Annotated in this window: 11 protein-coding genes and 1 riboswitch; of the genes, 5 read left to right on the top strand and 6 right to left on the bottom strand. The window is 65.1% G+C overall.

The features are described from left to right. Window positions 1–17: 17 nt before the first annotated feature. A complete protein-coding gene (gene metX / locus BB28_RS18480; protein ID WP_046254572.1) occupies window positions 18–1172 on the bottom strand; it encodes a homoserine O-acetyltransferase MetX in 1155 nt (384 codons plus the stop codon). After that, window positions 1169–2497: a bifunctional o-acetylhomoserine/o-acetylserine sulfhydrylase gene (locus BB28_RS18475; RefSeq protein WP_046255963.1), complete on the bottom strand. Its 1329-nt coding sequence runs from the start codon at window positions 2495–2497 to the stop codon at window positions 1169–1171. Before BB28_RS18475 ends, metX begins: the two co-directional genes overlap by 4 nt. A gap of 140 nt (window positions 2498–2637) precedes the next feature. Continuing rightward, window positions 2638–2774: riboswitch (SAM riboswitch) on the bottom strand. 216 nt (window positions 2775–2990) lie between these two features. Between BB28_RS18475 and BB28_RS18470 the strand changes: the two genes are divergently transcribed. Then, window positions 2991–5228 (top strand): NADP-dependent isocitrate dehydrogenase, encoded by a 2238-nt coding sequence (locus tag BB28_RS18470; protein ID WP_046255962.1) that lies wholly within the window; start codon window positions 2991–2993, stop codon window positions 5226–5228. A 75-nt stretch (window positions 5229–5303) separates the two neighbouring features. Here BB28_RS18470 and BB28_RS18465 read toward each other — a convergent pair whose 3' ends face one another. After that, window positions 5304–6182 carry an alpha/beta fold hydrolase gene (locus tag BB28_RS18465; RefSeq protein ID WP_046254571.1) on the bottom strand — a complete coding sequence of 293 codons (879 nt, stop codon included), beginning with the start codon at window positions 6180–6182 and terminating at the stop codon, window positions 5304–5306. Between the two features lie 112 nt (window positions 6183–6294). Between BB28_RS18465 and BB28_RS18460 the strand changes: the two genes are divergently transcribed. Genes BB28_RS18460 through yhjD form a run of 3 tightly spaced genes read left to right on the top strand, consistent with a single transcriptional unit; the run spans window position 6295 to window position 9265 of the window. Further along, window positions 6295–7122: an exodeoxyribonuclease III gene (locus BB28_RS18460; RefSeq protein WP_046254570.1), complete on the top strand. Its 828-nt coding sequence runs from the start codon at window positions 6295–6297 to the stop codon at window positions 7120–7122. A gap of 60 nt (window positions 7123–7182) precedes the next feature. After that, entirely contained in the window at window positions 7183–8217 is a 1035-nt protein-coding gene (gene trpS / locus BB28_RS18455; RefSeq protein WP_046254569.1) for a tryptophan--tRNA ligase, read from the top strand. Between the two features lie 19 nt (window positions 8218–8236). Further along, a complete protein-coding gene (gene yhjD / locus BB28_RS18450; RefSeq protein ID WP_081252289.1) occupies window positions 8237–9265 on the top strand; it encodes an inner membrane protein YhjD in 1029 nt (342 codons plus the stop codon). Window positions 9266–9268: 3 nt separating this feature from the next. Here yhjD and BB28_RS18445 read toward each other — a convergent pair whose 3' ends face one another. Together BB28_RS18445 and BB28_RS18440 are read right to left on the bottom strand one after the other, a co-directional pair. Continuing rightward, window positions 9269–10555, bottom strand: a complete 1287-nt coding sequence (locus BB28_RS18445; RefSeq protein ID WP_046255960.1) for a D-alanyl-D-alanine carboxypeptidase family protein — start codon at window positions 10553–10555, stop codon at window positions 9269–9271. Between the two features lie 76 nt (window positions 10556–10631). After that, window positions 10632–11642 (bottom strand): SMP-30/gluconolactonase/LRE family protein, encoded by a 1011-nt coding sequence (locus BB28_RS18440; protein ID WP_046254568.1) that lies wholly within the window; start codon window positions 11640–11642, stop codon window positions 10632–10634. 33 nt (window positions 11643–11675) lie between these two features. On the opposite strand from BB28_RS18440, the gene BB28_RS18435 reads away from it, so the two are divergent. After that, window positions 11676–12584, top strand: coding sequence for a sigma-70 family RNA polymerase sigma factor (locus tag BB28_RS18435; RefSeq protein WP_046254567.1), 909 nt, complete (start codon window positions 11676–11678; stop codon window positions 12582–12584). Here BB28_RS18435 and BB28_RS18430 read toward each other — a convergent pair. Next, complete coding sequence (locus tag BB28_RS18430) at window positions 12581–13189, bottom strand: carboxymuconolactone decarboxylase family protein (protein ID WP_046254566.1); 609 nt, start codon at window positions 13187–13189, stop codon at window positions 12581–12583. The two genes, BB28_RS18435 and BB28_RS18430, sit on opposite strands and share 4 nt — an antisense overlap. Between the last annotated feature and the right edge of the window lie 9 nt (window positions 13190–13198).

Raw genomic sequence — 13198 nt, 5'->3', positions numbered from 1 at the left:
CGCTCCTCGGATTCCGTTTACGAAGCCTGTGCTGACTTGGCCAGGGCGAGTGTCTCCCGAACCAGCTCGCTCACCGCGTCGAACTCGATGAGGAACGCGTCGTGGCCATGCAGCGATTCGACCACCCGCAAGCCGGTACAACCGGGAAGCAGGTCGGCTAATTCCTCCTGCAGGCGCAGCGGGTACAGCCGATCGGACGTGATACCGCCGACGACGACGGGGACAGGGCAGCCGCGCAGCGCCTTCTCGACACCGCCACGGTTCCGGCCGACGTCGTGCCGGTTGAGCGCCTCGGTCAGGATGACGTAGCTTCCGGCGTCGAAGCGCCGGACGAACTTGTTGCCCTGATGCTCCAGGTAGCTCTGCACCGCGTATCGGCCGTCGGCCCACGGATCCTCGGGACCGTCCGGGCCGACCTGGGGATCGTTACCGAACCGGGTGTCCAGTTCGACCTCTCCGCGGTAGGTCAGGTGCGCGATGCGCCGGGCGAGGTTCAGTCCCTTCTCCGGGCTGCGTCCACTGTCGTGGTAGTCGCCGCCCTGCCAGTCGGGATCGGACCGAATGGCGGCGATCTGCGTGCTCTGGGTGCCGATCTGATCGCCGGTTGCGCGTGCACCAACCGCCAGCACCAGCGCTGCACGCACCGAATCCGGCTGCATGACGGCCCATTCCAGTGCGCGTGCACCGCCCATCGAACCGCCGACGACGGCAGCGACCTCGGTGATGCCGAGTTGTGCGAGTGCGGCGATGTCGGCGTTCACCTGGTCACGTATCGACACCTCGGGGAATCGTGAGCCCCAGGGCTTTCCATCGGCGGCAGGGGAAGTCGGGCCGGTGCTACCCCGGCAGCCACCCAGCACGTTGGTGGCGATGGCGCACCATTGGTCGGTGTCGATCGCCGCGCCCGGACCGATGATTCCTTCCCACCAGCCGCCGGTGATGTGGTCGGGCCCCGCGGAGCCGACCACGTGGGAGTCGGCGGTCAGTGCGTGGCAGACAAAGACCACATTGTCGCGATGGGGCGAGAGCTCTCCCCAGCTCTGTACCGCGATGGTCGCGTCGTCGATGACAGCACCGCTTTCCAGCGTGATCGAACCTATTGAGACATAGGTGATCTCGTCACCCTGGGGGAGGGCGACGTTCGGAGCCGGAAGCTGCTGTTCGATGGTCACGATGATGCCACCGCCGCAGGTTGTTTGAGCCGCCGTACGGCGGCGAATCCGGTGTCCAGATCGGACAGGATGTCGTCGATGCCTTCAATGCCGACCGCCAACCGCACCAGGCCGGGTGTGACGCCGGAGGCCACCTGTTCGGCGGGCGCCAGCTGTGCGTGTGTCGTCGTGGCGGGGTGAATGACCAGCGATCGCACATCGCCGATGTTGGCCACCTGGCTGTGCAGTGTCAGGGAATCGATGAAGGTGGTTGCCGCCTCGACTCCTCCGTCCAGTTCGAATGCGAGTACTGCACCGGCACCCTTGGGGGCCAATGACTTCGCGCGTTCGTGCCAGGGGGAGGTGGGTAGCCCGGCGTAGTTGACCCCGGTGACCTCCGGCTGGGCGGCGAGGTACTCGGCCACCCGCTGCGCATTTTCGACGTGGCGTTGCACCCGCAGGCTCAACGTCTCCAGTCCCTGCGCGATGAGGAAGGCGTTGAACGGGGAGATGGCGGGCCCGAGGTCGCGCAACAGCTGAACACGCGCCTTGAGTGCGTAGGCCGGTGCGCCCAGATCGGCGAACACCACGCCGTGGTAGCTCGGGTCCGGCGTGGTGAATCCGGGGTGGCGGCCCTGGGTCCAATCGAAGGTGCCGCCGTCGATGATCACGCCACCGATCGCATTGCCGTGTCCGCCAAGGTATTTGGTGGCTGAGTGCACCACGATGTCGGCGCCGTGGGCCAGCGGCTGGATCAGATAGGGAGTGGCGACGGTGTTGTCGACGATGAGGGGGACGCCCGCTTCGTGCGCGATCTTCGAGATGCCCGGAATGTCGAGAATGTCGTTCTTGGGGTTGGAGATCGATTCGGCGAAGAGTGCCTTGGTCTGTGGTGTGATGGCGCGGCGCCAGGAGTCGAGGTCGTCGGGATCCTCAACGAAGGTGGTCGAGATCCCCAGGCGCGGCAACGTGTAGTGCAACAGGTTGTACGTGCCGCCATACAGACGCGGGCTCGACACGATGTTGTCACCGGCCTGCGCGATGTTGATGATGGCCAATGTCGCTGCCGCCTGCCCGGAGGCCAGCAGCAGCGCCGCCACGCCGCCTTCGAGGGCAGCGATGCGCTCCTCGACGACATTCTGAGTCGGGTTACCGATACGGGTGTAAATGTTGCCCTCTTCGGACAGCCCGAACAGCGCGGCCGCGTGCGCGGTGTCGTTGAAGACATAGGACGTGGTCTGGTAGATCGGCAGGGCCCGGGCGTTGGTCGCCGGGTCGGCGGTCTGGCCCGCGTGGATCTGCTTGGTCTCAAACGCCCATCGGGCGGTGGGATCGATATCGGTCATGGGAACCTCCTGGGTGGACGGTGCGGGGCTGGCGGTTAGGGCATGCGACAGCGACAACACCGACAACAGGAATGCAGGGATTCACCCCCGGGTGACGAACGCTTCATCGGGCCAACCTGTCTTCTCGGGGCCCGTCATCGGACCCGCGCTTGCCGTGTGGCCGACTGTCCTTTCACAACCCAGTCGGCTACTCAACCTGGTCATCACCCGGGGCACCCCACCGCGGTTGGAGGGTTGCCGACCAGCGAGCCGGGGCTTGACGCTGGTACTCATGACCGCTTAAAAGCGTATCGCAATGCACCGAATGGTTGCCACCAGGTATGCAAGGCGCGGCTCGACGGTGTCTGCGGGCCGCGATGGGAGCGCGATCACAGCCCGTCCGCCCGCCTAGGCTCGGAAGCGACGTGATACTGAATAGGTCATCCGTGTGACCCACGGGATGCCTGAGATTTTGACCGACCAACAAGTCCGATCAACGATGCCGGGAGTGACCATGAGTGCGCAGCAGCCGACCATCATCTACACGCTGACAGACGAGGCGCCGCTGCTTGCGACGTACTCCTTCTTGCCGATCATCCGGGCCTTCGCGGGCCCCGCCGGTATCGACGTCCAAACCAGCGATATCTCCGTTGCCGCACGCATCCTCTCCGAGTTCGCCGAGTATCTCCCCGAGGATCAGCGCGTCCCGGACAACCTGGCCGAGCTGGGCCGCCTGACGCAGCTGCCCGAGACGAACATCATCAAGTTGCCGAACATCAGCGCATCGGTGCCGCAGCTACTGGCCGCCATCAAGGAACTGCAGGGCAAGGGCTACAAACTGCCTGATTATCCCGGGGATCCGAAGAACGACGAAGAGAAGGCCATTGTGGCGCGGTACACCAAGTGTCTTGGTAGTGCCGTGAACCCCATTCTGCGTGAAGGCAACTCGGACCGGCGTGCCCCCAAGGCGGTCAAGGAGTACGCCCGCAAGCACCCGCACAGCATGGGGGAGTGGTCGCAGGCCTCGCGCACCCACGTCGCCACCATGAAGGAGGGCGATTTCTATCACGGCGAGAAGTCGCTCACCCTGGATAGCGACCGCAAGGTCAAGATGGTCCTGACCACTAAGAGCGGCGAAACCGTCGTGCTCAAGCCCGAGGTCAAGCTGCGCAAGGGCGACATCATCGACAGCATGTTCATGAGTAAGCAGGCGCTCTGCGATTTTTACGAGGAGCAGATCGAGGACGCCTACAAGACCGGCGTGATGCTGTCACTGCATGTCAAGGCCACCATGATGCGGGTCAGTCACCCGATCGTCTTCGGCCATGCGGTCAAGATCTTCTACAAGGACGCCTTCGAGAAGCACCAGCAGCTGTTCGACGAGCTGGGCGTCAACGTCAACAACGGACTGTCCGACCTGTACAGCAAGATCGAGGCCCTGCCGGCATCGCAGCACGAAGAAATCATTCGTGACCTGCACGCCTGCCACGAGCACCGCCCCGAGCTGGCCATGGTGGACTCGGCCAAGGGCATCTCGAACTTCCATTCGCCCAGCGACGTGATCGTCGACGCCTCGATGCCCGCGATGATCCGGGCCGGCGGCAAGATGTACGGCGCGGACGGCAAGCTCAAGGACACCAAGGCCGTCAACCCGGAGTCGACCTTCTCCCGGATTTACCAGGAGATGATCAACTTCGTGAAGACCCACGGCCAGTTCGATCCGACCACCATGGGCACCGTTCCCAACGTGGGTCTCATGGCACAGAAGGCCGAGGAGTACGGCAGCCACGACAAGACCTTCGAGATCGCCGAGGCCGGCGTCGCCGACATCGTCGACATCGACACCGGCGAGGTGCTGCTGAGCCAGAACGTGGACGAGGGCGACATCTGGCGCATGCCGGTTGTCACCGACGCCGCTATCCAGGACTGGGTCAAGCTCGCCGTCACCCGGGGGCGCGAGTCCGGGATGAACGTGGTGTTCTGGCTGGACACCGAGCGTCCGCACGAGGTGGAACTGCGTAAGAAGGTCAAGGAATACCTGCAGGACCACGACACCGAGGGCCTCAAGATCCAGGTTGTGCCGCAGGTGTGGGCCATGCGCTACACCCTGGAACGGCTGATCCGCGGCAAGGACACCATCGCCGCCACCGGCAACATCCTGCGCGATTACCTGACGGACCTGTTCCCGATCCTGGAGCTGGGCACCAGCGCCAAGATGCTCTCCATCGTGCCGTTGATGGCAGGCGGTGGACTGTACGAGACCGGTGCCGGCGGTTCGGCCCCCAAGCACGTGAGTCAGCTGGTCGAGGAGAATCACCTGCGCTGGGATTCGCTCGGTGAGTTCCTCGCGCTGGCCGTCAGCCTGGAGGACCTGGGCATCAAGACCGGGAACCCGCGGGCCAAGATTCTGGCCACGACGCTGGACGCGGCGACCGGGAAGCTGCTGGAGAACGACAAGAGCCCGTCGCGCAAGGCCGGGGAGCTCGACAACCGTGGCAGCCAGTTCTACCTGGCCCTGTACTGGGCGGCCGAGCTTGCCGCTCAGACCGAGGACGTCGAGCTGGCCGAGCTGTTCGCGCCGCTGGCCAAGCAGCTGGTCGAGAACGAGGACGAGATCGTCGCCGAGCTTGCCGCCGTGCAGGGCAGCCCGGCCGATATCGGCGGCTACTACGCGCCGGACCCCGACAAGACCGCCGCGGTGATGCGGCCGAGCCAGACCTTCAACGCCGTACTGGCATCCGTCGAGGTATAGCTCTCCGCGTCGAGTGTGAAACCTGGGCGGCGAATCAGTCGAAACTCCGCCACAGGTTCACACTCGACGTGATCTCTAGCCGGCGTCGGAGGCCGCGCTGCGCTTGGCGGCGACCAATGGATCGATCAGGTCGGTGATGACCTCGGTGACCTGACCGGGAGCCTCGAGCATGGGCACGTGACCCATGCCCGCCAGGGTGATCCGTCGTGCATCGGTGGGCAGGCCCTGGCCGATGAGCTTGCCGAACCGGCCCGGGGGCACGATCTCGTCCTTCTCGCACAACACCAGCTGTGCCGGTACCGAGATGGTGTTCAGGTGCTGCAGACCCGGCGCAGGCAAGATCGACGTCAACGACGCGAAGTATGCCGGGCAGTGCGTGATGTCCTCAAAGATGCTGTGGAAGTCCGGCAGGCTCAGTGCCTCGGTCTCGCCGCACAGGGTGCGGGCGGTGGCGAACTTGACGAACGGCAGGCCCGCTGCGCGACGGCCCACGAGCCGCGAGAACGCCAGCCAGGGGAGCATGGCGGCGAACTTCACCACGATCTCGGCCTTCAACAGCGAGTATTTGGTCCAGCCACCCGCGGGGGCGATGGCGGTGACGCTGCGGGCGCGGCCACGCTGCGCCAGCCCCAGGGCGATCCAGCCGCCCAGCGAGTTGCCCACCAGATGCGCTGTTTCCCAGCCCTTTTGGTCCATGATCTGTTCGAGCTGGTCCAGGTATACGTCGACCGACCGCTGCGAGAACGGCGGCAGCTTGGGCATCGGCCCACCGCCGTTGTGTCCGGGGTAGGTGGGTGCGAACACCTCATATCCGGCATCGGCGAGCTGCTCGGCGACGGTCTCCCACACCGACTGCGACAGCATGAAGGGATGCAGCAGCAGAACCGGTTCGCCCTCGCCCATCTCGATCGGTGCCCGCCTGCTCGACGGCTTCGACAATATGGCTTCCAGCATGCGGTCCTCCTAGTGCGCCAACATCTGTGTTGACATTACTGTCTGTTGCGTCAACTTACCGTGCCCCGTGGTGCCCATCACTGTCAGACCTCTCGACTATCGTCGGCGACCGATGAGCACCGAGAAGATCACCGTCACCACCATCAACGTCAACGGCATTCGCGCCGCGGTCAAAGAGCGGTCCACGGAGAACCGGGGGCTGTTGCCCTGGTTGGAGCAGACGACCGCCGACATCGTGTGTCTGCAAGAGGTGCGTGCCGAGAACGAGCAACTTCAGGAGGCGCTGGCGCCGGCGCTGGCCGCGGGGTGGCACGTGGTGAACGCCTCGTCGAGCGTGAAGGGCCGCAACGGCGTGGGGATTCTCAGTCGCATCCCGGCCGCCTCGACCAAGGTCACACTCGACGCCGATGGCGGCGAGTTCGATGAAGCCGGCCGCTATCTGGAGGCCCAGATCGGCGATCTCACGGTGGCGAGCATCTACCTGCCCACCGGGGAAGCGGGCACGGCGCGCCAGGACGAGAAGGAACGTTTCATGGCGGCGGTAGGCGCCAGGATGGCCAAACTGGTGGCCAATGGGCGTGACACGGTGATCTGCGGTGATTGGAACATCGGGCATACCGAGCGAGACATCAAGGCGTGGAAGGCGAATCAGAAGAAGGCCGGGTTCCTGCCGGAGGAGCGGGCCTGGGTCGGCTCGCTGCTCGAGGCCGGATGGGTCGATACCTTCCGGTTGCTGCACCCCGATGCCGACGGACCGTACAGCTGGTGGTCGTGGCGGGGTAAGGCCTTCGACAATGACGCCGGCTGGCGCATCGACTATCACCTGGCCACCGCTGATCTCGGTCAGCGTGCCCACTCGGCGCGGGTCGAGCGCGCCGATGCCTACGCACTGCGCTGGTCCGACCATGCGCCGGTGACGGTCGAGTACCGGCTGCACTAGCCGATTGAGCGGTCTGCTCGGGTAAATCGTTTTGACCGGTCATGCCAGGATGGACGCACTATGACTGCCGACAGGACTGCTGAAACCGCAGCCCGGGGACGCCTGTTCTCCGGGATTCAACCCACCGCCGATTCTCTCCATCTCGGAAATATGCTGGGCGCGGTGCAGCAGTGGGTGCGGTTGCAGCACGAATACGAGGCGCTGTTCTGTGTCGTTGACCTGCATGCCATCACGGTCGCGCAGGACCCCGAGGAGCTACGCCGACGCACCCGCGCAGTGGTTGCCCAGTACGTGGCGCTGGGTGTCGACCCGGCCGAGAGCGCGATCTTCGTGCAGAGCCATGTCCCGGCGCACACCGAATTGGCTTGGGTGCTGGGATGTTTGACCGGCTACGGCGAAGCGTCCCGGATGACGCAGTTCAAGGACAAGTCCGCCAAGCAGGGAAATGACGCCACCACCGTCGGTCTGTTCACCTATCCGGTGTTGATGGCCGCCGACATCCTGCTGTACCAGACGAATGTGGTGCCGGTGGGCGATGATCAGCGTCAGCATCTCGAGCTGACTCGCGATGTGGCGCAGCGGTTCAATGGACGCTATGGCCAGACGTTCGTGCTGCCGGAGACATTCGTGCCCAAGAACGCGGCGCGGATCTACGACCTGCAGGACCCGACGGTGAAGATGAGCAAGTCCGCTTCGACACCCGCCGGGTTGATCAACCTGCTCGACGATCCGGCGGTTTCGGCCAAGAAGATCAAGTCGGCGCAGACCGACAGTGACCGGGAGATTCGTTTTGACCGGGAAGCCAAGCCGGGTGTCTCGAACCTGCTGAGCATCCAGTCCGCGCTCACCGGCGCCGATATCGGCACACTCGTCGACGGCTATGCCGGGCGGGGTTACGGCGACCTGAAGAAGGACACCGCCGAGGCGCTTGTCGAGTTCGTCACGCCGGTGCGTGACCGGACAAATGAGCTGCTCACCGATACCGCGGCGCTTGACGACATCTTGGCGGCGGGTGCGACGCGCGCCCGGGAGCTGGCAGAGAAAACTCTCACCGAGGTCTATGACCGGATAGGGTTTGTCCGGCCCGCGAGGTAGCGAACAGTAGAGGCGGTGAGTGGTGGCCGAAGACGATAAGCCCGGGATTCTCGACCGCTATCGCGCAAGGTTTCCCTGGTTCGACCACGTCATGCGCATGCAGGAGCGCTATCAAAAGGTCAACGGCAACTTCTACGCCGCTGGAATCACGTATTTCACGGTATTTGCGCTGTTTCCGCTGATGATGGTCGGATTCGCGGTCATGGGCTTCGTCTTGTCCAGGCGACCGGACACGATTGCGGAGTTACGGGGCCGGATCAGCGGGGCCATCTCCGGCGAGGTGGGCAATCAGCTAATCAATCTGATGGATACCGCGATTGCCTCGCGTACCAGCCTGGGCATCGCGGGTCTTGCGACCGCGGCCTGGGCCGGGCTGGGGTGGATGGCCAACGTGCGGGCGGCGCTGAGCGCCATGTGGGAGCAGCCCAACGACTCCGACGGGTTCGTGCGGGGCAAGCTCTCAGATTTGGTGGCATTGGGCTCGACGTTCGTGGCGCTGGCTCTCACCATCGCGGTCACCGTTATCGGTAATGAGAAAACGATCCTGCGGATACTTGGCTGGTTCGGGCTGCATGACATCTCCATACCCGCAGTGCTGCTCAAGGTCGTCACCATCGCCATAGCGACCGTGTTGTCGTGGGCGTTGTTCACGTGGATGATCTCGCGGCTACCGAGGGAGCGGCTGCCGTTCTCCAGTGCGGTGCGCGCCGGTCTCATCGCGGCGATCGGCTTCGAGCTGTTCAAACAGGTCGCGTCGATCTATCTGAGCGTGATCATGCATGGTCCTGCGGGCTCCACGTTCGGCCCGGTGCTGGGCATCATGGTGTTCGCGTACATCACTGCCCGTCTGCTGTTGTATGCCACCGCGTGGGCGGCCACCTCCGATGAGAACCGGCCCTTTATGTATGTGCCGCCGCCCGAGCCGGTGGTCATCACCACGCGGATCGAGACCGTCGAGCGGCCCTCGAAGCTGGGTGTCGTGGCCGCCTTCGGCGCTGGAGCACTCGGTGCCCTGGGTATTTCGTGGCTAGGCCGCGGCGGCGATTAGGGCTTAGGCCTGGCGGCGGTTGAGTGATCGCGCCGCCAGGATGAGACCGAAGACGATCATCGCGCCGATGATCGTCACACCCACCCGGACCGGGACGCTGTTGACCGCATCCGCGGTCAGGCCCGCGGCTTGTGGCGTGGCCGCGTTGTCGGCATGCGGCTTGGTCAGCAGCGAAGGGTCGGGATCGACGAGCTTGCCGATCGAGGCATCGCGCGGCGTCGAGAACCCATAGTCGAGCAGATGGGCGGCCTGCTCCCACGGCGCGATCGGAAGACGCGTACCCCGCAACATGGTGACCACCAACCGGCGGCCGTCGCGCTCGGCGGCGCCGACAAAGGTCTGTTGCGCGTCGTCGGTGTATCCGGTCTTCCCGCCGAGCGCGCCCGGGTAGTTGTAGAGCAGCCGGTTATCGTTCGTCATCTCGTAGGACGGATGATCATCGGGCTCACCGGGTTTGGCGGGATGGCCGGGGAAGGTCGCCTTCGGAGCCGACACCAGATCGGCGAAGGTGGGGTCTGCGAACGCGTACTTGTAGAACAAACCCAGGTCGTAGGCCGAGGTGCTCATGCCGGGACCGTCGAGACCGGAGGGAGTGGCAACCCGCGTATCCCGTGCGCCGAGTTTCTGCGCCATGTCGTTGATCTTGCCGACGGTCTCGGCCATGCCACCGAGCTGGACGGCCAGCGCGTGTGCGGCGTCGTTGCCCGAGTTCATGAGCAGACCGGTGAGCAGCTGCCGGACGGTGTAGGTGCCGCCGACGTCGACACCGACCCTGGTGCCCTCGCTGTTCGCGTCGTCTTGGGTGCCCACCACGGCCTGGTTGAGGTTCAGGTTGTTGATGGCCTCCATGGCGACTAGCACCTTGATGACACTGGCGGGCCGGTGCCGGGCGTGGGGGTCCTTGGCCGCCACCACGTTTCCCGTGTTCAGGTCGGCGATGAGCCAGGATTCCGCAGAGACATCATTGGGGACGGGCCCGGTGCCGTTAGGGGTGATCACATCGCAGCTTCCGAGCATCTCGCCGCCGATGGGCTTGGCGGGCACCGGGAGTGGCGCGGGCGGATCACCACCGGCCTTGGGGACCTCGGAGGTGTCGACTGCCGGTGGCGTGACGACCCTGTAGGGACATCCGCTGGTATCCGGCGGCGTGAATCCAGGCTCGGCAGTAGCCAACGGTGTGCTCAGGGGGAGGGCGGCGACGATCAGCCCGGCGGCAGTGGCCGCAGCGAAGCGCGTCGCGGCTGCTCGCAGCGACGGGCGGCGATCGGGCGCAGGAATCCAGGTGGTCATCGCCTTGCCACAGTAAGTGACCACCGCCCTGAACTGGGGGATGTTACGCCTGTGTCGGATGTGACTTCTCGGTCGACTACCCCGACGGTGCGATATCGGCCAGGTTGATATGACCGACCGCCGACGATCCGATGCAGCCCACCCAGAGACGGCCGCCGGACTCCACAACACCGGTCGTGGTCTGCAGCAGTGGGTCGCGGCCACGGATGTTCGCCACCGCGGCCCCGGTGTCCGGATTGAACGCGACAACCCAGGCGTCGGCCGCGACGGCAGGCTGAATCGACTCCGGAAGCTGCCAGAGGAGTTTGCGCAGCAGTGGTGCGCGCGGCACGAGCGTTTCCAGCGCGGCATTGCGCGGCCCCGCCATCGCGACCCAGATCCGGCCATCGGAGCCGGTGCTGATGTTGTCCGGCAGGCACGGCAATTCCTCGACGAGCCTGGAGGTCTGTCCCTGCGCAGAACCCGACAGCGCGATCGTGCTCAGGCGCCGGCCAATGGTTTCGGCGTACACCAAGCGGGACTCGTCGGCGGTCAGGGTGACGCCGTTGGTGAAGTACAACCCGTCGGCGATGGTGGTGACGGTGCCGTCGACGTCGCGGCGGAACACCCTGCCGGTGCCGCGGCCCTCGATGGCGGCGGCCCGATACTCCTCGAAGGGGAAACGTGCCGTTGACTCGCTGAAATAGATTGTCCCATCGGATGCTTCGGTCACATTCGAGCAGAAGATGAGTGGGGGGCCGTCGACCTTGGTGACAAGTGGCTCGACATCTCCGGAATCCGGATCGAGGGCCAACAGCTTGTCGCGGCTGCAGATAAGCACGCGTCCATCGCGCGCGATATGCAGGCCCAGGGGTGGGTGCTCGGTGGTCGCGACGTGTGTCACCTCGGCACCGTCGGGCGAGATGCGGAGCATCTTTCCGTCCACCACACCCGTCCAGATGTTTCCCGCGGCATCGGCCACGACATCCTCGGGTCCATGACCCGGGAGCGGCACCACCGTGAGCGGGGGTAGGGACTGCGGGTTCAGGGATAGCGCCCGCACCCCGGGCGGCTGCCAGCGGACGGGGTCAATCGACGGCTTGGCCATGGGCTCACCTTATGGCAGGCCTAGGCTCAAGAGGTGGCAGTTCCGGTTCGTGATCGCACCGACGAGTTCGAGGCGCTGCGCCCTCGATTGCAGGCGGTGGCCTACCGACTCACCGGCAGCGTCGCGGACGCCGAGGACATCGTCCAGGACGCATGGTTGCGCCTGCACTCCACGACCGTCGAGATCGAGGACCTCGTGGCGTGGCTGACTACCGTGGTATCCCGGCTCGGCCTGGATCGGCTGCGGTCGGCCGTCTATCGCAGGGAAACCTATGTGGGGGAGTGGCTTCCGGAACCGGTGGTCACCGGCCTGGACGGCAATGATCCGCTGGCCGTGCTGGTGGCCAGTGAGGACGCGCGCTATGCGGCGATGGTGGTGCTGGACCGTCTGGCACCCGATCAGCGCGTGGCCTTCGTCCTGCACGACGGATTCTCCGTGCCCTTCAAGCAGATTGCCGAGATCCTCGGCATCAACGACGCGGCCGCGCGTCAACTCGCCACGCGTGCGCGTCGGACGGTGAGTGCGACGCCGGAGCCGGTGGCCGATGCCGAGCACAATGAGGTGGTCGGCCAGTTACTCGAGGCCCTCATGTCCGGCAGCGTGGAAGCCGTTGTCCGACTGCTGCATCCGGACGTGACGATGACAGGGGATTCCGATGGCAAGGCACCGACCGCGGTGCGGGTCATCCGCGGCCCCAACAAGGTGGCGCGTTTCCTGCTCGGATTGCTGGACCGTTACGGCCCACAGATGATCCAGGCCATCAATCCGGCGTTGGTGAACGGACAGTTCGGCATGTACCTGACCGCGACAGACACCGACCCGGATTTCAGGCCGGTACTGCCCCGGGTCAGCGGATACACCGTGCGGGACGGCAAGGTGCTGGCGGTCTGGGATGTGAGCAATCCCGACAAGTTCAGCGGCACGCCGTTGCGCAGCGGCTAGGCGTCCGCTGTGTCCTCGATGGCCCACGGAACCCGGCAGGCGTCGCCGGAATTGAAGCCCTGCTCGGTGATTCCGAGGGCGGCGTACGTCCGGGCGCGCATGTTTTCGACGCCGACCTGGTAGGTCAGCTCAATCACCCCGGTGTCACCGAACCGCCGACGTAGATCCTCGACCTGCTCGTCGGTGATGTCATGCGGATTGCCGGTCATCGCATCGGCATAGGCGATGGCGGCGCGCTCGTCGTCGGTGTACAGCGCGGAGGTCGCATAGTCGTCGATGGCCTTGAGCCGCTCGACGTCCAAGCCGTCGAGCCGCTGCAGCATGGAGCCGAAGTCGACGCACCATGAGCAACCCACCGTGCGGGCGGTCCAGAACACCGCGAGTTCTCGCACGCTGGCCGGCAGAACCTTGGATGCGCTGCCCAGCATCTGCTCGTGCATCGCGGCGGCCACCATCAGCTTGCGGTGGTGGGCAAGCACCGTAAACGGTTCGGGCACTTGGCCGTATCGCCGCTTGGCGACCTTGTACATGATGCGTGTGAGCAAGGAGGCTTGTTGCGGGGGGACGGGATTGATACGGGTTGTTTTGCGTGATTGTGCAGTCATATCCGTATG

This window comes from Mycobacteroides chelonae CCUG 47445 (assembly GCF_001632805.1).
GTDB classification, from domain to species: domain Bacteria; phylum Actinomycetota; class Actinomycetes; order Mycobacteriales; family Mycobacteriaceae; genus Mycobacterium; species Mycobacterium chelonae.
Note: the sequence above shows the minus strand (reverse complement) of the source record. Positions and strands in the feature narration are given on the sequence as shown.

What these genes read in the sequence shown, in the direction of transcription:
- BB28_RS18475 (WP_046255963.1), bottom strand. Translation starts at nt 2,497, where the DNA reads ATGACCGATATCGATCCCACCGCCCGATGGGCGTTTGAGACCAAGCAG.
- BB28_RS18470 (WP_046255962.1), top strand. Translation starts at nt 2,991, where the DNA reads ATGAGTGCGCAGCAGCCGACCATCATCTACACGCTGACAGACGAGGCG.
- BB28_RS18465 (WP_046254571.1), bottom strand. Translation starts at nt 6,182, where the DNA reads ATGCTGGAAGCCATATTGTCGAAGCCGTCGAGCAGGCGGGCACCGATC.
- BB28_RS18460 (WP_046254570.1), top strand. Translation starts at nt 6,295, where the DNA reads ATGAGCACCGAGAAGATCACCGTCACCACCATCAACGTCAACGGCATT.
- trpS (WP_046254569.1), top strand. Translation starts at nt 7,183, where the DNA reads ATGACTGCCGACAGGACTGCTGAAACCGCAGCCCGGGGACGCCTGTTC.
- BB28_RS18445 (WP_046255960.1), bottom strand. Translation starts at nt 10,555, where the DNA reads ATGACCACCTGGATTCCTGCGCCCGATCGCCGCCCGTCGCTGCGAGCA.
- BB28_RS18440 (WP_046254568.1), bottom strand. Translation starts at nt 11,642, where the DNA reads ATGGCCAAGCCGTCGATTGACCCCGTCCGCTGGCAGCCGCCCGGGGTG.
- BB28_RS18430 (WP_046254566.1), bottom strand. Translation starts at nt 13,189, where the DNA reads ATGACTGCACAATCACGCAAAACAACCCGTATCAATCCCGTCCCCCCG.